This window comes from Alkaliphilus pronyensis, from assembly GCF_009017275.1.
In the GTDB taxonomy this organism is placed as follows: Bacteria; Bacillota; Clostridia; order Peptostreptococcales; family Natronincolaceae; genus Alkaliphilus_C; species Alkaliphilus_C pronyensis.
On sequence record NZ_WBZC01000021.1, the window covers coordinates 1 to 22019 of the forward strand.

23 protein-coding genes and 1 other annotated feature are annotated in these 22019 nt (G+C 34.3%); all 23 genes read left to right on the forward strand.

The annotated features are described in order from the left end of the window. The first annotated feature begins 207 nt into the window (after window positions 1-207). The 23 genes from F8154_RS06640 (at window position 208) to ppdK (ending at window position 21976) form a co-directional block, all read left to right on the forward strand. Window positions 208-555, forward strand: a complete 348-nt coding sequence (locus F8154_RS06640; protein ID WP_151860828.1) for a histidine triad nucleotide-binding protein — start codon at window positions 208-210, stop codon at window positions 553-555. Between the two features lie 127 nt (window positions 556-682). After that, window positions 683-868 carry a 30S ribosomal protein S21 gene (gene rpsU / locus F8154_RS06645; protein WP_151860829.1) on the forward strand — a complete coding sequence of 62 codons (186 nt, stop codon included), beginning with the start codon at window positions 683-685 and terminating at the stop codon, window positions 866-868. Window positions 869-898: 30 nt separating this feature from the next. After that, entirely contained in the window at window positions 899-1345 is a 447-nt protein-coding gene (locus F8154_RS06650) for a GatB/YqeY domain-containing protein (protein WP_151860830.1), read from the forward strand. A 139-nt stretch (window positions 1346-1484) separates the two neighbouring features. Continuing rightward, window positions 1485-2591, forward strand: coding sequence for an endonuclease/exonuclease/phosphatase family protein (locus tag F8154_RS06655; protein ID WP_151860831.1), 1107 nt, complete (start codon window positions 1485-1487; stop codon window positions 2589-2591). Window positions 2592-2791: 200 nt separating this feature from the next. Beyond that, window positions 2792-4084, forward strand: a complete 1293-nt coding sequence (locus F8154_RS06660) for an NfeD family protein (protein WP_151860832.1) — start codon at window positions 2792-2794, stop codon at window positions 4082-4084. Window positions 4085-4096: 12 nt separating this feature from the next. Continuing rightward, window positions 4097-5083 carry a flotillin-like protein FloA gene (gene floA, locus F8154_RS06665; RefSeq protein WP_151860833.1) on the forward strand — a complete coding sequence of 329 codons (987 nt, stop codon included), beginning with the start codon at window positions 4097-4099 and terminating at the stop codon, window positions 5081-5083. 32 nt (window positions 5084-5115) lie between these two features. Continuing rightward, the gene (locus tag F8154_RS06670; RefSeq protein ID WP_151860834.1) at window positions 5116-5634 is read left to right on the forward strand and encodes a hypothetical protein; all 519 of its coding nucleotides are present in this window, start codon (window positions 5116-5118) and stop codon (window positions 5632-5634) included. Between the two features lie 150 nt (window positions 5635-5784). Continuing rightward, complete coding sequence (gene yqfC, locus F8154_RS06675) at window positions 5785-6060, forward strand: sporulation protein YqfC (protein WP_151860835.1); 276 nt, start codon at window positions 5785-5787, stop codon at window positions 6058-6060. Between the two features lie 3 nt (window positions 6061-6063). Further along, window positions 6064-7269, forward strand: coding sequence for a sporulation protein YqfD (yqfD, locus tag F8154_RS06680; RefSeq protein WP_243141192.1), 1206 nt, complete (start codon window positions 6064-6066; stop codon window positions 7267-7269). A gap of 3 nt (window positions 7270-7272) precedes the next feature. Beyond that, window positions 7273-8268, forward strand: coding sequence for a PhoH family protein (locus F8154_RS06685; protein WP_151860837.1), 996 nt, complete (start codon window positions 7273-7275; stop codon window positions 8266-8268). A 94-nt stretch (window positions 8269-8362) separates the two neighbouring features. Continuing rightward, the gene (locus F8154_RS06690; RefSeq protein WP_151860838.1) at window positions 8363-10474 is read left to right on the forward strand and encodes an HD family phosphohydrolase; all 2112 of its coding nucleotides are present in this window, start codon (window positions 8363-8365) and stop codon (window positions 10472-10474) included. After that, the gene (gene ybeY, locus F8154_RS06695; RefSeq protein ID WP_151860839.1) at window positions 10458-10913 is read left to right on the forward strand and encodes an rRNA maturation RNase YbeY; all 456 of its coding nucleotides are present in this window, start codon (window positions 10458-10460) and stop codon (window positions 10911-10913) included. Before F8154_RS06690 ends, ybeY begins: the two co-directional genes overlap by 17 nt. A gap of 18 nt (window positions 10914-10931) precedes the next feature. Then, on the forward strand, window positions 10932-11630 hold the full coding sequence (locus F8154_RS06700) for a diacylglycerol kinase (RefSeq protein ID WP_151860840.1): 699 nt from the start codon (window positions 10932-10934) through the stop codon (window positions 11628-11630). 84 nt (window positions 11631-11714) lie between these two features. Continuing rightward, window positions 11715-12767 (forward strand): DUF3048 domain-containing protein, encoded by a 1053-nt coding sequence (locus F8154_RS06705; protein WP_151860841.1) that lies wholly within the window; start codon window positions 11715-11717, stop codon window positions 12765-12767. 17 nt (window positions 12768-12784) lie between these two features. Continuing rightward, window positions 12785-13195 (forward strand): cytidine deaminase, encoded by a 411-nt coding sequence (locus F8154_RS06710; RefSeq protein ID WP_192930188.1) that lies wholly within the window; start codon window positions 12785-12787, stop codon window positions 13193-13195. Then, window positions 13195-14082, forward strand: a complete 888-nt coding sequence (gene era, locus F8154_RS06715; protein WP_151860843.1) for a GTPase Era — start codon at window positions 13195-13197, stop codon at window positions 14080-14082. The genes F8154_RS06710 and era overlap by 1 nt, the downstream gene beginning before the upstream one ends. 211 nt (window positions 14083-14293) lie before the next feature. After that, complete coding sequence (locus F8154_RS15045) at window positions 14294-14440, forward strand: hypothetical protein (protein WP_192930189.1); 147 nt, start codon at window positions 14294-14296, stop codon at window positions 14438-14440. 296 nt (window positions 14441-14736) lie between these two features. Further along, on the forward strand, window positions 14737-15477 hold the full coding sequence (gene recO, locus F8154_RS06720) for a DNA repair protein RecO (protein WP_151860844.1): 741 nt from the start codon (window positions 14737-14739) through the stop codon (window positions 15475-15477). A 14-nt stretch (window positions 15478-15491) separates the two neighbouring features. Beyond that, window positions 15492-16001, forward strand: a complete 510-nt coding sequence (locus F8154_RS06725) for a DUF4342 domain-containing protein (protein ID WP_151860845.1) — start codon at window positions 15492-15494, stop codon at window positions 15999-16001. A gap of 61 nt (window positions 16002-16062) precedes the next feature. Further along, window positions 16063-16231, forward strand: a binding site (T-box leader). A gap of 77 nt (window positions 16232-16308) precedes the next feature. Continuing rightward, window positions 16309-17694 carry a glycine--tRNA ligase gene (locus F8154_RS06730; protein ID WP_151860846.1) on the forward strand — a complete coding sequence of 462 codons (1386 nt, stop codon included), beginning with the start codon at window positions 16309-16311 and terminating at the stop codon, window positions 17692-17694. A 164-nt stretch (window positions 17695-17858) separates the two neighbouring features. Further along, window positions 17859-18503 carry a helix-turn-helix transcriptional regulator gene (locus F8154_RS06735; RefSeq protein ID WP_151860847.1) on the forward strand — a complete coding sequence of 215 codons (645 nt, stop codon included), beginning with the start codon at window positions 17859-17861 and terminating at the stop codon, window positions 18501-18503. Then, window positions 18503-19336: a pyruvate, water dikinase regulatory protein gene (locus F8154_RS06740; RefSeq protein ID WP_151860848.1), complete on the forward strand. Its 834-nt coding sequence runs from the start codon at window positions 18503-18505 to the stop codon at window positions 19334-19336. Before F8154_RS06735 ends, F8154_RS06740 begins: the two co-directional genes overlap by 1 nt. A gap of 15 nt (window positions 19337-19351) precedes the next feature. Further along, window positions 19352-21976 carry a pyruvate, phosphate dikinase gene (gene ppdK, locus F8154_RS06745; RefSeq protein WP_151860849.1) on the forward strand — a complete coding sequence of 875 codons (2625 nt, stop codon included), beginning with the start codon at window positions 19352-19354 and terminating at the stop codon, window positions 21974-21976. Window positions 21977-22019 lie beyond the last annotated feature (43 nt).

Genomic DNA, 22019 nt, shown 5'->3' on the forward strand with positions numbered 1-22019 from the left:
AAGAGTGAAGAGTGAAAAGTGAAGAGTGAAGAGTTAAGAGTTAAGAGTGAAAAGTGAAAAATTAAAAACATAAACAAAATTGAAAATGGAAAATTGAGAATTGAAAAACTTAAAATTTAAAACCTAACGCCGCTTAGATAAATTAGTATGTTAAGCAGGGTTTTATACTTTTGTGTTGAAATTATATTTATATAGGGAGGTGGAAAAATGAGCGATTGTATCTTCTGTAAAATAATTAATAGAGATATTCCGGCTGATATATTATATGAAAATGAAAAAGTGCTGGCATTTAAGGACATTAATCCCCAGGCCCCCCTGCATCTACTGATAATTCCGAAAAAGCATATAGCATCTGCAACTCAGCTAGATGAATCTGACTACTCTGAAATTATACCAGAAATATTTAAGGCAATAAACCATTTGGCTAAAGAATACAAGGTTTCTGATAAAGGCTTTAGGCTTGTAAATAATTGTGGTAGAGATGGGGGACAAACGGTGGATCATTTACATTTTCATCTGTTGGCAGATAGACAATTACAGTGGCCCCCAGGCTAAAATTTTTATTGCATAACCTTTTTATTTAATGTATAATAACAAGGTATTGTAATAATCCCACTAGCAATATAGCATATATGTTGCTATAGATAAAGCACAGCCGGTGCTAGCGGAGGGAGGGAGAAGTATGTCAGAGATAAAAATCAGAGATAATGAAACCTTAGATAGTGCGCTTCGTAGATTTAAAAGACAATGCGCTAAGTCTGGTATTTTATCAGAAGTAAGAAAAAGAGAGCATTACGAAAAGCCTAGCGTAAAGCGTAAAAAGAAAGCAGAGGCAGCACGTCGTAAAAAATCAAGCAGTAAATTTTAATAAAACTATTATTAAGTAGAGGTGAATATATTGTCCCTCAAAGAATTATTAGCAAGTGATCTAAAGGAAGCTATGAAGGAGAAAAACCAGCTTCGAAAAAATGTTATTACCATGATACGCTCTGATATTAAACAGACAGAGGTAGATTCACGGGTTGAGCTTACCGACGAAGATGTTATTAGCATAATATCAAAACAGGTAAAACAACGGAAGGATGCCCTAAGTGATTTCTCTAAAGGTGGACGTGATGACTTAGTAAAGCAAGCTGAAGAAGAGATTAAATGGCTTATGACTTACTTACCAGAGCAATTATCAGAGGAAGAGGTTTCAAGAATTGTCCTTGAAACCAAAAATGAAGTGGGTGCCTCCACTATGAAGGATATGGGCATGATGATGGCTGCCTTAATGCCTAAGCTAAAGGGGAAGGCAGAGGGCAAGCTAGTTAGTGATCTTGTTAAAAAACATTTGATGTCATAATTTATAAAAAACCCGGATTATTCCGGGTTTCATTATTTTTATAAAGAAAAAGCATAAATAGTCTGACATTATATACTAAGCTTTAATTGAGAATCCCTATGGTATAATTAGTAATATACTATTCAAGGGGTTGAGCTAAATGAGAAAGCAAATTAGCTTTATGGTATTAGTAATTATGATTATGTCAGGACTTGTTATAAAGGCTTCATCCCAGGGAGAAATTGATATAACAAAATACTTAATAAATGACCAGCTATATTACCTTGAAATAAAAACCCCCTATGAAGTCAAGGATATAATAATCGAGGCTATTGACCCTCAAAACGAAATAGTTAATTATTCAGTTTTAAGGCGGGATTTCTATAGAAAATCAGAAGAAGGTAGTAAATATAATATATTTTATATTACAAATAAAATGACTAACTTAAATAAAATTTCAAAAATTCGTCTGTATTCTAAAGGTAATAAGGAGATAAAATATAATATAGAGGAGCTGGATGGGGTATATTTGGAGACACCGACTTTAGAAGCCTCAACCAATAAGGAAGTGACGAATTTGAGAGTTATGACATATAATATACACCATGGCAAAAGCCTATTAGGAAGAGATACCCTAAAGGATATATTAGCTCTCATAAGGGAAAGCGATGCTGATATTATAGGTATTCAAGAGGTAGACAATGGTGTTTACAGGTCTAAATTTAGAAATCAAATTAAATACTTAGCTGAAAATCTATCAATGTATTATGCGTATGGAGATAATTTTAATTACTTTGGTGGAAAATACGGAAATGGGGTAATAAGTAAGTACCCCATTGTTAATTACGAAAATATTTTGCTACCTAGTAAAAGTGAACAAAGGGGCTTGTTAAGTACAACTATAGATTTAGGCAGTGAAAGAATACAATTTATGGTAACCCACCTTGGACTATACAAATCTGAAAGGAGGGAACAGATTGAAACCATAAAGAAGCATATGGACACAGTTCCCTATGAAAAAATTTTGGTTGGAGATTTTAACTCCACACAAGACACAGGTGAAATCAGCAGCCTAAGTAAAACAATGCTTGATACTGGTTACGTTTCTGGCAACAATCATCAACCCACATATGATTTATCAATAGTATCAGGTAGAATCGATTATTTATTTATTAGTCCTTCCTTACAATTAAACCAATATAATGTCATTAAAAGCAGAGCATCTGATCATTATCCAGCAGTTATTGACATAGAATTACCCCAATAGTAAAAGAAGTAATTTCTAAGCAAAGCAAAAATCTTAGTGGCATTTATTATCAATTAAAGCAGCGGATATTAAAGGACTAATATGTTAAAAAAAACTATAATGTATGAAATATTTTACAATATACTTTCAAAATCTTTCAAATACTGTTAAAATAAATATAAATATATAAACACAAACACAATAAATTGAGGAGGTGGCATATGAATAGAAGAATCCCTATACTTATACTGATTATGATGATTCTATTAACCTTTCAAGCCTTTGGATCGGAGGATGAAAATAGAGTCTATGTTATACCTATAAAAGGTGAAATAGGTCCTGCTGTTCAGCAGTTTATACAAACTAGCATTAACAAGGCTGAAATGGATCCACGAACCTCTGCCATCATATTTGAAATTGATACCTATGGGGGTAGAGTAGAATCAGCTGCAAACATTAGCCAGTTAATTGTAGGTTCAAAGCATAAAACAATCTCATATGTGAATACTAAGGCTGAATCTGCTGGTGTATTATTAACCATATCAGCAGATAATATTGTTATGGCACCAGGAAGTACAATCGGTTCAGCAGAGCCAGTACCTTTAAACGAGAAAAACTTGTCCTATTGGTCAAGTGAGCTTAGAAGCATTGCTGAAATTAAAGGTAGAGATCCAAAGCTAGTTGCAGCTATGGCGGATAAATCTATTGAAATTCCAGATGTAGTTTCTAAAGATAGATTACTGAACCTAACAACCCAAGAAGCCAAAAGCCTAAACTTCACAGACCATGTTTCAAACAGCTATGAAGATATTTTACAGCATTTCTCTGTTGAATATAGCGATATAGTTGAGGTTGATATACCTACGAGGGTAAGAATAGCTCAAATTTTTAGTAGCTCGTACATTGCTCCACTACTACTATCAATTGGTTTTATAGGTCTATTAATTGAACTATTAACACCAGGCTTTGGGGTTGGAGGTACAATAGGTCTAGTGGCATTCTCAATGTACTTTGGAAGTAGTATACTAGCAGGCCATGCAGGCTGGGCTGTTATAATTGTTTTTATTGCAGGTCTAGCTTTACTTACAGCAGAAGCCTTTGCTCCTGGATTTGGAGTAGCAGGGGTTGGTGGCTTAATCTGTATAGTGGCAAGCATTATTATGAGCTCTAATAGCTTAACAACAGCCATTACCTCATTATTGGTTTCCCTTGTGTTAACAATAATTGCCTTCGTTTTAATTCTTAAGTATGCACCAAGAAATAAATATTTTGACCACTTAATTTTATCTACATCAGAAAGACCAGATTTAGGTTATACCTCTACTGGCTCTAAATACAATAAATATATTGGGCTTGAAGGAGTTGTTAAAACCTTTTTAAGGCCATCAGGAACTATTCAAGTTGAAGATGAACTGCTTGATGTAGTTTCAGAAGGAGATTTTATTGAAATAGGCAGTAGAGTAAAAATAACAAAGGTAGAGGGAAGAAGAATAATTGTTAGAAAAATTGATTAGGAGGGATAGTTAATGTCATCATTGATTCCATTTGTAATTTTAATTGCAGTAGGGTTTATAGTTCTATCAATAATTTTAAGCTTTATTCCAGTAGGTCTATGGATAACTGCATTGTTTTCAGGGGTTAAAATAGGTATTGGTACTTTAATAGGAATGAGATTTAGAAGAATACAGCCAAATAGAATTGTAAATCCAATGATTAAAGCAACAAAAGCAGGCCTTCTTTTAGATACAGATAAGCTAGAGGCCCATTACTTAGCAGGTGGAGATGTTGATAGTGTAATAGATGCACTAGTAGCAGCCCAAAGAGCAGAAATAAACTTAGAGTTTGAACGTGCCGCTGCAATTGATTTAGCTGGTAGAGATGTACTTCAAGCAGTTCAAGTAAGTGTTAATCCAAAGGTAATTGAAACGCCTAAAATAGCTGCTGTTGCAAAAGATGGTATTGAAGTAATGGTAAAGGCTAGAGTTACAGTTAGAGCCAACATAGAACGACTGGTTGGGGGAGCAGGAGAAGAGACAATTATAGCTAGGGTTGGTGAAGGTATTGTAACAACTGTGGGTTCCGCAGAAAGCCATAAAGAGGTTTTAGAAAACCCAGATTTAATTTCAAGAACAGTTCTGAAAAAAGGCTTAGATGCAGGTACAGCATATGAAATCTTATCTATTGATATAGCCGATATTGATATTGGAAGAAATATTGGTGCTAAGCTTCAAACAGACCAAGCAGAAGCTGATAAGCGAATTGCACAAGCTAAGGCAGAGGAAAGAAGAGCTATGGCTGTTGCTAAAGAACAAGAGATGATTGCTGCTGTTCAAGAAATGAGGGCTAGAGTAGTTGAGGCTGAAGCAGAGGTACCACGAGCTATGGCAACTGCTTTAAAGGAAGGTAAATTAGGAGTTATGGATTATTATAACATGAAAAATGTTTTAGCAGATACTAATATGAGAGAATCTATTGGTAAAATCTCAAAGCAAGAAAAGAAAAATGACCAATAGGAATCCCTACTTTATAAAAGGGAAGTGATTCTATGAACTTTGAAAGTATTATTATATTTGTGATAATAGGTATTTTAAGCTCAATATTCAACAAGAGTAAACAACAGCAAAGGAGAAAACCTAGACAGCAGCAAAACACTAGGTTAAACCCTACTAAGGAACCTACCAGAAGCAATTCAACAACAGTAAAAAAGCATTTAGGGTTAGAGGATATGCTTAAGGACCTTCATAAGGATATAAATACTGTATTTGGTGAATATAAGGATACCCAGGAAGCTAAAAAAACCGTTAAAGCTAAAAAAACTAAAGTAGTAAATGAAGCCAGAATACAGCCAGAGCTAGAAACATATGAAGAAGATACAAGATCCTTAAAGGAAACCAAATATACTGTGGAGGATTCAGTAGCTAATCCACCAAATGAAATAGGTAGTGTTTATGAAAAGGAAATAGGTGATCCACAAATAGATTTATCCTTAAATGAATCATCCTTAGTAAAGGGCATTATCATGTCAGAAATACTGGGAAAACCCAAAAGCATGCAGAATAGATAATAATAAATTTTGATTTAGCAAAAAGAAGATTTCTAATATAGAAATCTTCTTTTTCTTATTCCCCATTATTAATTATCTATCTATTAAGAATTGATTGTTCTATAGAAAACATGAGGGGCATAAAAATTGAATAGATGGGAGGTGTGGGGAGTGAAAAAAACTGAGGAAATTAAGAAATCTATTGCCGACATACTTGAGCTTCCCCAGGACATAGTTTTAGACTTACCCAAAATTACTTTAATAGGCAATTTGCAACTTTATGTTGAAAACCACAAAGGAATAATAGAGTATTCAGACAATCGTATACGTATATTTACTAAATGCGGTATCTTAAGGGTAATAGGCAAAAACCTGCTTCTAAAGAATATCGTATTAGAGGAAATAGTCATAGTTGGGGAGATTCGTGAAGTCGAATTTGACGATTAGGGAGTGAATAAGTTGTTAATACTGAGGCTATGGAATTATTTTAGAGGTTATGTTATTATAAAAATAGAAGGCTTAAATCTTGAAAGATTTATAAATATGTGTATTGAAAAAAACATTTACCTGTGGGATATACAAAGAAAAAGCTACACCACAATTGAAGCAAGGGTAGGAATAGGAGGATTTAAGGAGTTACGAAAAGTATCAAGAAGGTGTGGTTGTAGAATATCCATTGCTACGAAAAACGGTTATCCATTCTGGGCCCATAAAGTCAAAAAAAGAAAAATGCTTTTGACTGGAGCATTTTTTTCATTACTATTAATAGTAGTTGCCAGTAGCTTTATATACTCCATTGATATTGTAGGTAACAAAAGGATAAATGAAAAAGCTATTATTGAAGCTTTACATGAAATGGGTTTAAAACCAGGTGTAAACCGTTACTCAATTAGCTTAAGAGAACTAGAAAGCCAGTTACTAACAGAGTTTTCTGATTTAGCTTGGGTTGGAATTCAGCTAAGGGGTATATATGCAAAGGTGGAGGTTGTTGAAAAGAAGCTACCACCAGAAATAGTTGATAAAGAAACCCCCTGTAATGTAATAGCTAAAAAGAATGGTGTTATTGAGCAGGTTATAGCTAGAAATGGCGACGCAGTAGTAAAATCAGGTGATATTGTAACCGAAGGGGATATATTAATTACTGGTATTGTTGAAAGGGATAATCTACAAAGCCCAATTTATGTTCATGCCTTCGGTGAAATATATGCAAGAACCTACTATGATACAATAAAAAGTGAATTTTTAACAGAGATTAAAAAGCAAAAAACAGGAAAGAAATATTCTAAAAAAATGATAAGCTTAGGAGAAATAGAGCTTACCTTTAGAGGTGGGAAAATTCCCTTCGATAATTACATAACTGAAAATAGAACTAAAAAATTAACTATATGGAGGAATACTACACTTCCTGTAGAAATTAAGATAGAAGACTATTATGAGACCATTGATATAGAGAAAAAACTAAATGTTGAAGAAGTAAAAGCCCGCATGCATCAGGAGGCTATTAATGAGTTGATGGCAGAAATACCCCTTGAAGGAGAAATAGCAAACACGTTAATAGACTTTCAGCAGACTGGAGATTTACTACAGGGCAAATTTACTATAGAAGTAATTGAGGATATTGCTATGCAAGAAAAATTAGACATTGAGGAGGATTAATCTTTGACAAACCTACATCAGACTAAAATAAGCATTAAAAATACAGATTTTGTTAGGGAGCTATATGGAGATTTTGATAAGAATATAGAGCTTATCCAATCCCTTTTACAGGTTGATATAGTAAATAGGGAGGGAGAAATCATTTTATTGGGAAATGAGGAAAAAACTAAAAAGGGTAAAAAGCTAATAGAAGAGCTAATGAATCTCCATGAGAAGGGAGAGGTGCTATCTAGCCAAACAATTAACTATACCTATAATTTGATTTTAGAGGGACAACAAAATAGAATTAAAGAGCTGGCAGGAGATATTGTATTTGTAACAGATAAGGGCAAGCCTATTAAGCCGAAAACAATAGGACAAAAGAAATACTTAAATGAAATAGAGAATAAAGACTTAACCTTTGGTATTGGTCCAGCAGGTACTGGGAAAACATACCTTGCTGTTGCTATGGCTGTAAAGGCCTTTAGAAATGAACAGGTTAACAGAATTATATTAACAAGGCCTGCTGTAGAGGCAGGAGAGAGCTTAGGCTTTTTACCTGGCGATTTAAAGGATAAGGTGGATCCTTATTTAAGACCATTATATGATGCTTTATTTGATATACTTGGGGTAGATAAGTTCAATAAGTATATGGAAAGAGGTATGATTGAAGTTGCTCCCTTAGCTTATATGAGAGGTAGAACATTAGACTATTCCTTTATAATATTGGATGAAGCCCAAAACACAACCATTGAGCAAATGAAAATGTTTTTAACTAGATTAGGTATTGGTTCAAAGGCAGTTGTGACAGGTGACATTACTCAAATAGATTTACCAGCTGGAAAATATTCTGGTTTAAAAAATGCCTCTGTAGTACTTAAAAACGTCGAGGAAATAGGAATGGTTTATTTATCTGATAAGGATGTGGTAAGACATCCATTGGTTCAAAAGATTATAAAAGCTTATGAGATTAATGGAAGCAAACAGCTAAAAAGCAGTGGCAGCAAAAGAAAAGGATAGGCTTAAAGTTAAAAAACTGTACAGATTGCTATAAATATGTTTAAGCTCTGCTTAACTATGTAAGATATTAAAGCAGTCTAGTAGGAGGATAAGAATGGGAAAGTTAAGAGGCTTTAAAGATAAGCTACCTGTAGTTTCTAAGGGTAAAGTACTAAAGCATAAGAAGGCACAGCTGATAATAATAGCTTTATTGTTCTTTGTAAGTATTTTTGCTATATTAACTGCCAGCCTAAAGCCTGAGCAGTTTGACTTATCCGTTGGACAAAGGGCACCAAGTGATATAAGGGCCTCGAAAAATATTGAAGATCGCTGGCTAACAGAAAAACGAAAAGAAGAAGCAGCAGAGGCACAGGAGCTCCAGTACAAGCTAGACCAATCAGTACAGAGTGAGGTTAAAAAAGACGTTGAAGGCTTTTTCACTTTGATAAATGAAATAAGGAATGATGAGGAACTAGATACTATTGAAAAGAGATTACTTCTTGAGGATAATAATCTAAATATTTCAGGACCCAACTTAAACGTAGCCTTAGAAGCCCCAATAGAACGAATAAAATATCTTGAGAACTATATATACGAGATTATTGCACAAAATATGAGGCAAGGAATAAAAATAGAAGATTTGCAAACAGCAAAAAATGAAATAAAGGATTATATACTAGGCTTAGAGGATTTTGATGATCCCATCAAGGAGTTAGCAATATCAGTAATAAATGCTACAATTAGACCAAATAAATTTTTAGATATTGACTTAACAGAGCAAAAGAGACAAGAGGCTAGAGAAGAAGTTGAAAAAGTTATGATACAGAAGGGGGATATAATTTTACGTGAGGGTGAAATTGTAACCTTTGATAGAATGAAGATTATGCAAGAGCTAGGCCTATTGATAGACAATAGTAAAATTGATTTCATGCTATATACTGGAATTACTGCTATAGTTCTAGTTTTAATGCTTCTAATTATATCATATATTTATGTATTCAATAGAGAGCTTTTCAAGAAGCCCAGTAAGCTTGTTTTGATGCTTATTATAATAGTATTGACATTGATTATATCAAAGGCAGTATCGGTTATTTCAATATACTTAATGCCAGTTGCTCTTTCAGCAATGCTGCTTTCTATATTGATTGATGCTAGAATATCAATACTAATTAATCTTTGCCTAGCTATCCTAATTGGTATTATAACTGGAAATGATATTATGTTTAATGCTATGGCTTTGATAGGTGGAACTGTTGGAGTCTTCAGTATGATTAATACTCAACAGAGGGGAAATATATTTATTTCAGGCTTAATGGTGAGTTTAGCAAATGTTATAACAATAGTTGCAATAGGCTTTATTCATAGTAATGAAGTAACTAAAGTGCTAACCTTTGGCTTTTATAGTATTTTAAATGGGGTATTATGTGCTATTTTAACTGTTGGCTCACTTCCAATGTGGGAGGCTCTTTTCAACATTGTAACTCCACTTAAGCTATTAGAGCTGTCTAACCCAAATCATCCACTGCTAAAGAAACTATTGATTGAGGCTCCTGGTACCTATCATCATAGTATTATAGTAGGAAACTTGAGCGAAGCAGCAGCTAACGCTGTTGAGGGTATTTCACTACTTGCTAGAACCGGTGCCTTTTATCATGATATTGGTAAAACCTGTAGACCATATTTCTTTAAGGAAAATCAATTAACCTCAGAGAATCCTCATGATAACATTAATCCGTCATTAAGCAGCCTAATTATAACAGGTCACGTTAAAGAGGGTATTGAGCTTGCAAATAAATATAAGTTACCTAAGGAGATACAGGATTTTATTCTACAGCACCATGGCGATACTTTAGTAGCCTATTTTTATCATAAGGCAAAGAATATGGCAAATGGTGAAGAAGTTGATGAGCAAACCTTTAGGTATAGTGGTATTAAGCCTCAAAATAAAGAAACTGCAATTGTCATGCTGGCAGATTCAGTAGAGGCGGCTGTAAGAAGCTTAACTTCCCCAACAAAGGATAAGATAGAGAATATGATTCACAAAATAGTAAAAGATAAACTGGAGGATGGACAGCTTGAGGAAAGCAACCTAACATTAAAAGAACTGGAGAAGATAAAACAAGCCTTTATAAGTGTAATTATGGGTATTTTCCATGAAAGAATTGAGTATCCAGACATAGATTCAAAAGATACGAAGGGAAGGAAGGCACATGAGCTTAGTAATTGATAACAGACAACAAGACTATGAATTAGACAATTCCCTTATTTTATTAATGGAGGAGGCTGTTAAAAAGTCTTTAGAGTATGAAGAATGGGATCTAAACTACGAGGTTAGCCTATCACTTGTTAACAATAACGAGATGAGGGAGCTAAACAGATATTATAGAGGCAAAGATTATGCAACTGATGTATTATCATTTCCCTTAGTAGACAATGAAGACCCGCACGATTTAGAAGAAAAATTATTAGGTGATATTGTATTATCGTTAGAGAAGGCTAGGGAGCAAGCTATAGAATACCAACACTCCTTTAATAGAGAAGTATGCTTTTTAATAGTCCATAGTATGCTTCATCTTATGGGATACGATCATGGAAATGACACAGAAAAGGAAATAATGAGAAATAAGGAAGATGCTATTTTAGCTTTATTAGGGCAAGAGAGATAATTAAAGAGGTAGAATAACATGAGAGTAAGAAAACTGATAGATAGCTTTAATTACGCCTTTGAGGGCATAATATATGCATTTAAAAGCCAGCGCAACATGAAAATACACTTTATTTGTGCAGTGCTAATACTGTCTTTAAGTCTATTTTTTGATTTAACTAGATTAGAGATAGTAATTCTTATGCTAACTATTTCTTTAGTTATTATAGCAGAGATGATTAACACCTCTATTGAAATGACAATAGATTTAATTACCGATCAGTATCATATTTTTGCTAAAATTGCAAAAAACGTGGCGGCTGGTGCAGTATTGATAGCTGCCATAAATTCAATATTTGTTGCCTATTTTATTTTTTTTCAAAGGATAAACCCTTATGCCCAACTGGTTCTACATCGTGTAAGACAATCACCTACACATATAACCTTTATAATTCTTATAGTTGTGATATTTACAACCATTGGTTTAAAGGCATATTTTAGAAAAGGTACACCTTTAAAGGGTGGTATGCCCAGTGGACATGCGGCCGTTGCCTTTTCCTTAGCTACTGCTATGACTTTTATTTCAGAAAATATGTTTATATCCACCCTAGCAGTTTTAATGGCCCTATTAGTTTGTCAAAGTAGAATAGAGGGGAAAATACATAGCTTTTTAGAGGTGTTAGCAGGCGCATTTATTGGTATATTCATAGCAGTTTTATTTTTTCAGCTATTTGGTTAGATTAAGCCCATATAGTACTGAAATTAATCTCATAGGTATAAAAACCCTGTGAGACAATACATAAGAAGGGATTGACCCACACAAATGAATTACTTGCGAAAGATATTTTTAGCACTAATTATTTTAATGCTGGGTTTAAGCATTTTAGGTTGCAGTAGTGAGCCACAACAGGATATATCTCAACCAGAGGATCCACAAACAGAAGAAACTGTAGTTGAGATAGAAGTGCCTAAAGAAAAAAAGGAAGGAACACCTTCACCCTTAAGTGGCTTATACTTTCCCAATGAAAAACTCCAAAGAAGGCCATTAGCTATTATTTATGATAATCATGGACAAGCAAGGCCCCAAGCAGGACTAATTGATGCAGAAATAGCCTTTGAGTTTTTAGCTGAAGGAGATATTACTAGATATTTAGGAATATTTTTAGGAAATGAGCCAGAAGCTATAGGTGGTATAAGAAGTGCTAGGTCATATTTTATTGAAAAGGCTTTAGAACTTGACGCAATTTTTGTGCATGTTGGAGGAAGTCCTGAGGCCTTTAGGGATTTAAGTAAATATAAGGTTAATAGCATTAATGCCATGAATAGGGGTAATGATGTATTTTGGAGAAAGAACCATAAAGTAGCACCCCACAATATGTATAGTAGCCATAAGGCCATAAGAGGGGCAGCGAAAAACAGTAGCTTTAGAGAAGAAGCTAGCTTAGAAGCATGGAGCTTCTATGAAGAAACACAGGAGATTAATGGTGAAGCTGTAAATGAAATTGAAATATTTTATAGTAAACCATATAATCCATCCTATAGGTTTAATAAAGAGGAAATGGTATATTATAGATATTACAACGGCAAGCCCCACATTGATGAAACAACAAAACAGCAACTATACGCAACAAATATAATTATACAAGCTGTTAATGCCAGGGTAGTAGATAAAGAGTTAAGATTAGATATGGATACCATCGGTGAAGGTAAGGGGTTGTATATTTCAAATGGTAAGGCTATAGATATAGTATGGAAAAAGAAGGATTATAAGGGACTTACTAGGTTTTATGATTTGGATGGTAATGAAATTACATTTAACCCAGGTAAAACCTGGGTGCAAGTAGTTAAAAGCTTAGATTCAGTTACAATTCTTTAATAATGGAGGAGAAATATATGACAGATAAGGAGCTAATAAAAGAAGCCATTAAAGCTAGGGAGTATGCATATGTACCGTACTCAAATTTCCCTGTTGGTGCTGCCATTCTAACTAAGTCTGGAAAGGTTTATAGGGGCTGTAATATTGAATGTGCATCCTATAGCGGCACTAATTGTGCTGAAAGAACAGCAATTTTTAAAGCGATTTCTGAAGGTGATAAGGAGATAGAAGCTATTTCTGTAATTGGTGATATGGAAAGCTATACTTATCCATGTGGTATTTGCAGACAGGTTATTACTGAATTTGGAAGTAATATTAAAGTGATAGTTGGAAAATCTGAAAATGAGTTTAAGGTTCATACTATTTCAGAATTGCTACCCCACGCCTTCTCACCTGATGACTTGAAGAAAAATGGAGGTAAGAAATAATGGCTTTTAAATCAGGCTTTGTATCAATAATTGGTAGACCAAACGTAGGAAAATCAACTTTACTAAATCAACTAATAGGAGAAAAAATAGCTATTATATCAGATAAGCCACAGACAACCAGAAATAAAATCCAATGTGTATATACTGACAAGGATTATCAGATAGTCTTTCTTGATACCCCTGGTATACATAAGCCTAAACACAAGCTAGGAGAATATATGGTAAAGGTGGCAGAAGATACCTTGAAAGAGGTGGATGTAATTTTATTTGTGGTAGACGAGGGAACCAAAATTGGTCCTGGGGACAGATTTATTATAGATCAACTGGAGTCCATTAAAACGCCAATTATCCTAGTAATGAATAAAATAGATAAAATGAAGCAAGAGGAGTTTAATCAGCTTTACCATGAATATAACAGTATAGGTATTTTTCATGATATAATTGGAATTTCAGCTTTAGCAGGTGCAAACCTTAATTCCCTTATAACTAAAATAGCTGAACTGCTGCCAGAAGGGCCCCAATACTTTCCTGCTGATATGATAACAGACCAGCCCGAAAGACAAATAATTGCAGAAATAATAAGAGAAAAAATACTGCTTTATACAGAGCAAGAAATACCACATGGTGTAGCTGTAGAAGTATCAATGATGAAGGAAAGAGAAAAGAAGGACATTATAGATATACATGCAACAATTTACTGTGAAAGAAAAACCCACAAAGGAATTATAATCGGAAAAGGTGGTAGAAAGCTTAAGGGTATTGGTAAAAGTGCAAGAGAAGATATTGAAAAATTGTTAGGCTCTAAAATATACTTAGAGCTATGGGTAAAGGTTAAGGAGGACTGGAGGAACAGCGGAAGTGTTTTAAAGGGTTTTGGATACCAGTAAAAATATAATAATTACATAATTTACAATGAATTAAAGTTCCCTTATTGCAAAAAATAAGCTTGATATATAAAGAAAGCTTAGCTCAGATGGATTTTTTACTCCACCTGAAATCTAATTGCACTTATTTAAAAGCTTGGCGGCACTTATCTCTCGCTTAAGAAGCGAGAGTGTTAGTAACGAAGCTGAGATAAAGAGGAAAGGGGACTAAATTATGTTATTTAAAATATTTTGGACTTTTTTTGAGAAAACCGGTAGTATCGAAGCCTACTTATATGCAAACAGCTATAATAATTTAAGTTGCAAGGATAAAGACTTTAATAGAATAGAATATACTAAGGCTGTTAATGATATGGAATAACGAAAAGAAAATTAAAAGTGAAAAGAGCTAAGAGTTAAGAGTTAAGAGTTAAGAGTTAAGAGTTAAGAGTTAAGAGTTAAGAGTTAAGAGTTAAGAGTTAAGAGTTAAGAGTTAAGAGTTAAGAGTTAAAAGTGAAAACAAGAAGATATAGTTAAAAGTTAAAAGTGAAAAATTAAAAATTAAAAACACAAAACCAAGTTGAAAATTGAAAATTAAACCATATTACCTATTACCTATTACCTATTATCTATTACCTATTATCTATTACCTATTCCATATTCCACGGGGGAACTTTGATGCTTATTAAAACAGAAGGGTTTGTTTTAAAAAATAGAAAATATAGTGAGAATGATAGCCTTTTAACTATTTTTACTAGAAAGGCTGGTAAAATAAATGCTATTGCAAAGGGTGCTAGAAAACCCAAAAGCGCTTTGCTTGCAGGTGTTCAACCCTTTTGTTATAGTGATTTTGTTCTTTATAAAGGAAGAAATCTTTATACTGTAAACCAATGTGAACTAAAGCAAATATTTTATTCAATACGTGAAGACCTTGATAAATTAGTTTATGGTTCATATATTTTGGAGTTAATTGAAACTGTAACAACAGAAGGCCAAACTAATAATAGATTGTTTAACCTGCTGGGTAAAACCCTATTTATATTAGCTAAAAAGGATATAGAGGTTAATACTGTAGTCAGAGCCTTTGAGCTAAAATTTTTAGTTTACTCAGGCTATAAGCCATATTTTAACAGCTGCGTTTCCTGTGGAACCAATGAGCTAGATGGATCTAGCTTTAGCTTTACAGAGGGGGGAGTACTTTGCTCTCAATGTACAGCTATAGATAAGCAGTCGGTAAAAATATCAGAAATGACCTTAAGGCTGGGTAATTATTTACTACAAAAAGATATGATGGATATCCAAAAACTAAAAATACATGAATCTCTTAATAATCAACTTAAAAAGCTAATAAAAAAGTACATAATGACTCATATTAATAAATATGAATTTAAAAGCTTAGAAATAGTTGATAAATTTTAAAGGAGATGAATTATATGGATATTAATCTTGAGAAGATCGATGTTATTAGAGAACGCACAGGAATAAGCTATAAAGAAGCTAAGGAAGCATTAGAGCAAACAGATGGAGATGTTGTTGAAGCATTAATTAAGCTTGAGGAAAAACGTGATAAAAGCTGGCTTGGTTCAGTAAATATTTCTGGTAATGAAATTATTGAAAAGCTTAAAACTATTATAAGAAAAGGAAATGTTACTAGAGTAATATTAAAAAAGGATGGAGAAATACTACTTAATATACCTGTTACAGCAGGAGCCATAGGAGTGGTACTAGGCCCACTTGTATCAATTGTTGGTGTTTCTGCAGCCATAGTATCTAGGGCAACTATTGAAATTGTAAAGAATAATGGCGATGTTGTAGATATTAATAACATTGCTGAGGAAAAAATCAATGATGTAAAGTCAAGAATTAAAACAAAATCAAAAAATAATAAAACAGAAGATACAGATGAAGCTTTAGATGATTTAAATGATGGGACAGATTATTAATAAACTACCTATTGACAAAATTTTAAATCTTTGCTAAATTATAAAGAACTATAAAGAATAAGTAAAAGCAATGAGAAAGAGGAGTAATTAATATAGCTGTTATAGCGAGTTGGAGAGGGTGAAAGTCCGACACAGTTAATTAATGAAGGGCACTTTTGAGCTTATTAACTAAGTGGGCAAGCTTGCCAACTAGGGTGGAACCGCGGAAGCAGAAGTCTTTCGTCCCTAATCCAGGGATGAAGGGCTTTTTTGTAGTTTTTTAAGATTTTTAATTAGTTATAAATAATAGTATAGAGGAGGAAAAAATATGGCAGAGGTAACAATGGAAAAAATAGTGTCTCTAGCAAAATCAAGGGGGTTTGTTTTTCCAGGCTCAGAGATTTATGGTGGTCTGGCAAATACATGGGATTACGGTCCATTAGGTGTTGAACTAAAAAACAATATTAAGAAGGCTTGGTGGAAAAAATTTATTCAACAAAGCCCATACAATGTTGGCTTAGACTCAGCAATTTTAATGAACCCTCAAACCTGGGTTGCTTCAGGACACGTAGGAGGCTTTAGTGACCCATTAATGGATTGCAAAAAGTGTAAAGCACGATTTAGAGCAGATAAGCTTATAGAAGAGTATGCAGTTAGTAAAAATGAAGAAATCATTGTTGATGGTTGGGATAAGGCAAAATTGAAATCCTTTATCGAAGGGGAAGGAATAGTATGTCCTGAATGTGGTGCTATGGATTATACCGATATTCGACAATTTAATTTAATGTTTAAAACCTTTCAAGGGGTAACAGAGGATTCCAGTACAGAAATTTACTTAAGACCTGAAACTGCTCAAGGTATATTTGTTAACTTTAAAAGCGTCCAAAGAGCTTCTAGGAAAAAAGTGCCATTTGGTATAGGTCAAATAGGAAAGTCCTTTAGGAATGAAATAACTCCAGGTAACTTTATTTTTAGAGTTAGAGAATTTGAACAGATGGAGCTGGAGTTCTTCTGTAAGCCAGGAGAAGATTTAGAGTGGTTTAAGTATTGGTGTGATTACTGTAGAAATTGGCTGCTGTCCCTTGGCTTAAAAGAGGAAAACATCCGTATGAGGGAGCATTCGCAAGAAGAGCTTTCCCATTATAGCAATGGAACCACAGACATTGAGTATAAATTTGCCTTTGGCTGGGGTGAGCTATGGGGAATTGCAGATCGCACCGATTATGACTTAAAGCAACACAGTGAGCATTCCGGTGTAGATTTCACATACATTGACCCTATCACTAATGAGAGATATGTTCCTTACTGTATTGAGCCATCAGTAGGGGTAGAGCGTTTAACCCTTGCATTTTTAGTTGATGCCTATAATGAAGAAGAGGTGGCTGAAAATGATACTAGAGTAGTGTTAAAGCTACATCCAGCTTTAGCACCCTATAAGGTTGCTATATTCCCATTAACAAAAAAGCTAAGGGATACTTCAATGGAGATTTATGAAAAATTAGCAGCAAATTATATGGTTGACTATGATGAGTCTGGAAGCATTGGAAAGAGGTATAGAAGACATGATGAAATTGGTACTCCCTTCTGTATAACAATAGACTTTGATACACTAGAGGATAATTGCGTTACCATTAGACATAGAGATTCCATGTCACAGGAGAGAATAGCAATTACTGAATTAGAAGCATATTTAGATGAAAAGCTAAAATTTTAAATAAAGCCATTTATAAAAAAACCTATTACCTTGCTAGAAAAGGGTAATAGGTTTTTTAAAAAAATATAAGAATATTAAAAAATAGTATGGTAAATGATACAGGAATATGTTAAATTAGTATATATAATATAGCACATATATAAATAGCATAACACAATAAAGGGGTGGTGGAAATAGAGCTTACTAAAAGACAACAAAGAATAATTGAAATAGTAAAGGAGCTTGAGCCTATTACCAGCGAACAAATCGCCAGTATGCTCAGCGTAACACGGTCAACACTACGGCCAGATTTAGCTATATTAACAATGTCGGGTATGCTGGATGCCCGTCCAAAGGTAGGGTATTTTTTTTCTGGCAAAACTGACATTAATTTGTTTTCCCAGGAAATGAAAAGCATAAGAGTTAGTGATATTATGTCGGTTCCAGTAATTGTTTCAGAGGAAACCTCTGTCTATGACGTGATTGTGAGTTTGTTTTTAGAGGATGTTGGAACTATATTTGTTGCTTCAAAGGGTTTTTTAGTTGGAGTAGTATCGAGAAAGGATTTGCTAAAGGCTACACTAGGTGGTAATGATATAAATAAAGTGCCAGTGGCTATGATTATGACAAGAAGCCCTAATATTGTAACGACTATTAAGGATGATAATGCTTTAACAGCAGCAGTTAAAATTATAGATCATGAAGTAGATAGCTTACCAGTAGTAGAAAGAATAATTAAAGATGGAAAAGAGTGTTTAAAGGCAATTGGTAAGGTTTCTAAGAGCAATATAACAAAATTATTAGTAGAACTATGTAGAGGAGGGGCATAATGGATAAAGGGAATTTGGTAATTTATATAATATCTGATTCTATAGGAGAAACAGCTGAGCAAGTTGCAAAGGCAGGAATAAGTCAATTCAACTTAGATGAGTATGAAATAAGAAGGTTTCCCTATGTAACAGAAAAGCAACAAATACTAGAAATAATAGAAGAGGCTAAGCAGGAAAAGGCTGTAATGGTATTTACTATGGTTTTAGAAACCTTAAGAAATGTTTTGGTAGAAGAAGCAGAAAAGAACAATATACCATGTATTGATATAATGACTCCCGTTATAGAATCAATGGGTGTAGTACTGCATAATTCCCCCAGTAGAGAGCCAGGTTTAATAAGACGATTAGATGAAAGATACTTTAGAAAGGTGGAAGCAATAGAATTTGCAGTAAAATACGATGATGGTAAAGATCCAAGGGGCTTAAAAAAGGCAGACCTAGTATTAATCGGTATATCAAGAACCTCAAAAACTCCTCTAAGCATGTATCTTGCCCATAAAAATGTTAAGGTGGCTAACGTTCCTTTGGTTCCAGAAGTTGCTCCACCAAAAGAATTGTTTAATGTACCAGCAAAGAAAATTATAGGATTAACAACAAATCCTATGAAGCTTATAGAAATTAGACAAGAAAGATTAAAGGCTTTGGGGTTAAAACATGAAGCTAATTATGCAAGTATGGACAGAATTCTGGAAGAGTTAGACTTTGCAGAAGATATTATGAAAAGGTTAGGCTGTCCTGTGATTGATGTTTCATCTAAGGCTGTAGAAGAGAGTGCAAGTATAATACTTGAAATATTTAGAGAAATTGGCTATAAAATTGGAAATGGAAGATAAATAGGAGGTGCTAGTTTGAAAAAATTTGTTTATGATTTCAATGAAGGCTCTAAGGAACTTAAACCATTATTAGGTGGTAAAGGAGCTAATTTAGCAGAAATGACTAAAATCGGGTTACCAGTACCATCAGGCTTTACTGTTACTACAGAAGCCTGCAACGAGTATTACAAAAAAGAATCAGTACTGTGGGATGAACTAAAGGAGGAAATATTTCAACATTTAGGGTTGCTAGAAAAAGAATCTGGCAAAAAATTTGGCGACATTAAAAATCCTCTATTGGTATCTGTAAGATCAGGGGCTGTAATATCAATGCCTGGTATGATGGATACAATACTTAATTTGGGCTTAAATGATGAATCTGTTGTAGGTTTAGCTAAAATCACAAACAATGAGAGATTTGCTTATGATAGCTATAGAAGATTTATTCAAATGTTTGGTGATGTAGTATTACAAATTAGCAAATATAAGTTTGATCATATGCTGGAAAAGATAAAGCAGCAAAGACAGGTAGAGCAAGATACTGATTTAACAGCTGAAGACTTAAAAAACTTAGTTATAGAGTATAAAAAGGTAATTGAAAAAGAGACAAGACAGGTGTTCCCGCAGGATGTTAAAGAGCAACTATTAATGGCAATTGAAGCAGTTTTTAAATCTTGGAATAATCCTAGAGCTAAGGTCTACAGAAGAATAAATGATATACCAGATCATTTGGGTACAGCTGTAAACATTCAAATGATGGTATTTGGCAATATGGGGGAGACGTCAGGTACAGGGGTGGCCTTCACTAGAAACCCATCAAACGGTGAGAAAAAGCTTTTTGGTGAATTTTTAATGAATGCTCAAGGTGAAGATGTTGTAGCAGGTATACGAACCCCACAAGAGATACAAGCCCTTAACTCAAGAATGCCCGATGCATATAATCAATTTGTGGAATTAACTGACCTTTTAGAAAGACACTATAAGGATATGCAGGATATTGAGTTTACCATTGAAGGAGGAAAGCTTTTTATACTCCAAACTAGAAATGGTAAAAGGACTACTCATGCAGCTATAAACATCGCTGTTGATATGGTGGAAGAAGGGTTAATATCGAAAAAAGAAGCTATTATGAGGGTGGAGCCTCAGCAGTTGGATCAATTACTACATCCAACCTTTAATGAAGAAGAACTGACAAAGGCAGAAGTCATTACTAAAGGTCTTCCAGCATCATCAGGTGCCTCCTATGGTAAAATCTATTTTACCCCAGAAGATGTAGTTAAGATAAATAGTACTGGAGAAAGGGCAATACTTGTTAGACACGAAACATCACCTGAAGATATTGAAGGAATGGTTGCTTCTGTCGGCATACTAACTGCAAGAGGAGGAATGACTTCTCATGCAGCCGTAGTAGCAAGAGGTATGGGCAAGTGCTGTGTGGCAGGTGCTGGTGAAGTAAGAATAAATGAAGCCAATAAAACCTTCACAGTAGGAAACAGGGTATTCAAAGAGGGTGACTATATTTCCCTAAATGGTAATACTGGAGAAGTTTATAGTGGTAAGGTTGGAACCCAAAACCCTCAATTAACTGGTAATTTTCAGACATTTATGGGATGGGCCGACCAGTATAGAAGGCTTAAAGTCAGAACCAATGCCGACACTCCAAGAGATACTAGACAAGCTTTAGAATTTGGTGCTGAAGGAATAGGCCTATGTAGAACAGAGCATATGTTCTTTGATGATACTAGAATCCCTGTCGTTCGTCAAATGATTATTTCCAGAACAATAGAACAAAGAAAAAAGGCACTCGATAAGCTACTACCAATGCAAAGACAAGACTTTAAAGAGATATTCGAAGCAATGGGTGAAAAACCAGTTACCGTTAGACTGCTTGATCCACCACTACATGAGTTTTTACCCCATGAGGAGGAGGATATCCGTTCACTTGCAAAAAGCATGGAGGTATCATATCAGCAAATAAAGGAAGTTGTAAATGACTTGAAAGAGTTTAATCCTATGCTAGGCCATAGGGGCTGTAGACTGGCAGTTACTTATCCAGAAATATATCAGATGCAGGTTCAGGCAATTATTGAGGCTGCGGTAGAACTGAAGAAGGAAAAAGCCATTGAAATTATACCAGAGATTATGGTGCCTTTAATCGGAGAAGTAAAAGAATTACAATATATAAAGGACATTATACTAAAAACTATAGAAGAAATAATAGAAAAAAGCGGAGTGGAAATTAAATATCTCATAGGTACCATGATAGAGGTACCTAGGGCAGCTATCACAGCTGATGAAATAGCAAAAGAAGCAGAATTCTTTTCATTTGGTACCAATGATTTAACACAAATGACCTACGGATTCTCTAGAGACGATGCAGGGGTGTTCATTAAAGAATACTTAGAGAAAAATATTTTAGAAAAAGACCCCTTCCAAAGAATCGATAGAAATGGTGTTGGCAAGCTGATGGAAATTGCTGTAGAACTAGGTAAAAAAATAAGACCAGACATAAAGCTAGGAATATGTGGAGAGCATGGAGGAGAGCCTAACTCCGTTGAGTTTTGCCATTTATTAAACTTAGATTATGTATCCTGTTCACCCTTTAGAGTACCTATTGCAAAACTTGCAGCAGCACAGGCGGCAATTAAAGCTTCCAAATAAAACCATGAAACGTGAAACGCAGGGACGGCAGACTGCGTAAAAA

What these genes read in the sequence shown, in the direction of transcription:
- F8154_RS06640 (WP_151860828.1), top strand. Translation starts at nt 208, where the DNA reads ATGAGCGATTGTATCTTCTGTAAAATAATTAATAGAGATATTCCGGCT.
- rpsU (WP_151860829.1), top strand. Translation starts at nt 683, where the DNA reads ATGTCAGAGATAAAAATCAGAGATAATGAAACCTTAGATAGTGCGCTT.
- F8154_RS06655 (WP_151860831.1), top strand. Translation starts at nt 1,485, where the DNA reads ATGAGAAAGCAAATTAGCTTTATGGTATTAGTAATTATGATTATGTCA.
- F8154_RS06660 (WP_151860832.1), top strand. Translation starts at nt 2,792, where the DNA reads ATGAATAGAAGAATCCCTATACTTATACTGATTATGATGATTCTATTA.
- floA (WP_151860833.1), top strand. Translation starts at nt 4,097, where the DNA reads ATGTCATCATTGATTCCATTTGTAATTTTAATTGCAGTAGGGTTTATA.
- F8154_RS06670 (WP_151860834.1), top strand. Translation starts at nt 5,116, where the DNA reads ATGAACTTTGAAAGTATTATTATATTTGTGATAATAGGTATTTTAAGC.
- F8154_RS06690 (WP_151860838.1), top strand. Translation starts at nt 8,363, where the DNA reads ATGGGAAAGTTAAGAGGCTTTAAAGATAAGCTACCTGTAGTTTCTAAG.
- ybeY (WP_151860839.1), top strand. Translation starts at nt 10,458, where the DNA reads ATGAGCTTAGTAATTGATAACAGACAACAAGACTATGAATTAGACAAT.
- F8154_RS06700 (WP_151860840.1), top strand. Translation starts at nt 10,932, where the DNA reads ATGAGAGTAAGAAAACTGATAGATAGCTTTAATTACGCCTTTGAGGGC.
- F8154_RS06705 (WP_151860841.1), top strand. Translation starts at nt 11,715, where the DNA reads ATGAATTACTTGCGAAAGATATTTTTAGCACTAATTATTTTAATGCTG.
- F8154_RS06710 (WP_192930188.1), top strand. Translation starts at nt 12,785, where the DNA reads ATGACAGATAAGGAGCTAATAAAAGAAGCCATTAAAGCTAGGGAGTAT.
- era (WP_151860843.1), top strand. Translation starts at nt 13,195, where the DNA reads ATGGCTTTTAAATCAGGCTTTGTATCAATAATTGGTAGACCAAACGTA.
- F8154_RS15045 (WP_192930189.1), top strand. Translation starts at nt 14,294, where the DNA reads ATGTTATTTAAAATATTTTGGACTTTTTTTGAGAAAACCGGTAGTATC.
- recO (WP_151860844.1), top strand. Translation starts at nt 14,737, where the DNA reads ATGCTTATTAAAACAGAAGGGTTTGTTTTAAAAAATAGAAAATATAGT.
- F8154_RS06725 (WP_151860845.1), top strand. Translation starts at nt 15,492, where the DNA reads ATGGATATTAATCTTGAGAAGATCGATGTTATTAGAGAACGCACAGGA.
- F8154_RS06730 (WP_151860846.1), top strand. Translation starts at nt 16,309, where the DNA reads ATGGCAGAGGTAACAATGGAAAAAATAGTGTCTCTAGCAAAATCAAGG.
- F8154_RS06740 (WP_151860848.1), top strand. Translation starts at nt 18,503, where the DNA reads ATGGATAAAGGGAATTTGGTAATTTATATAATATCTGATTCTATAGGA.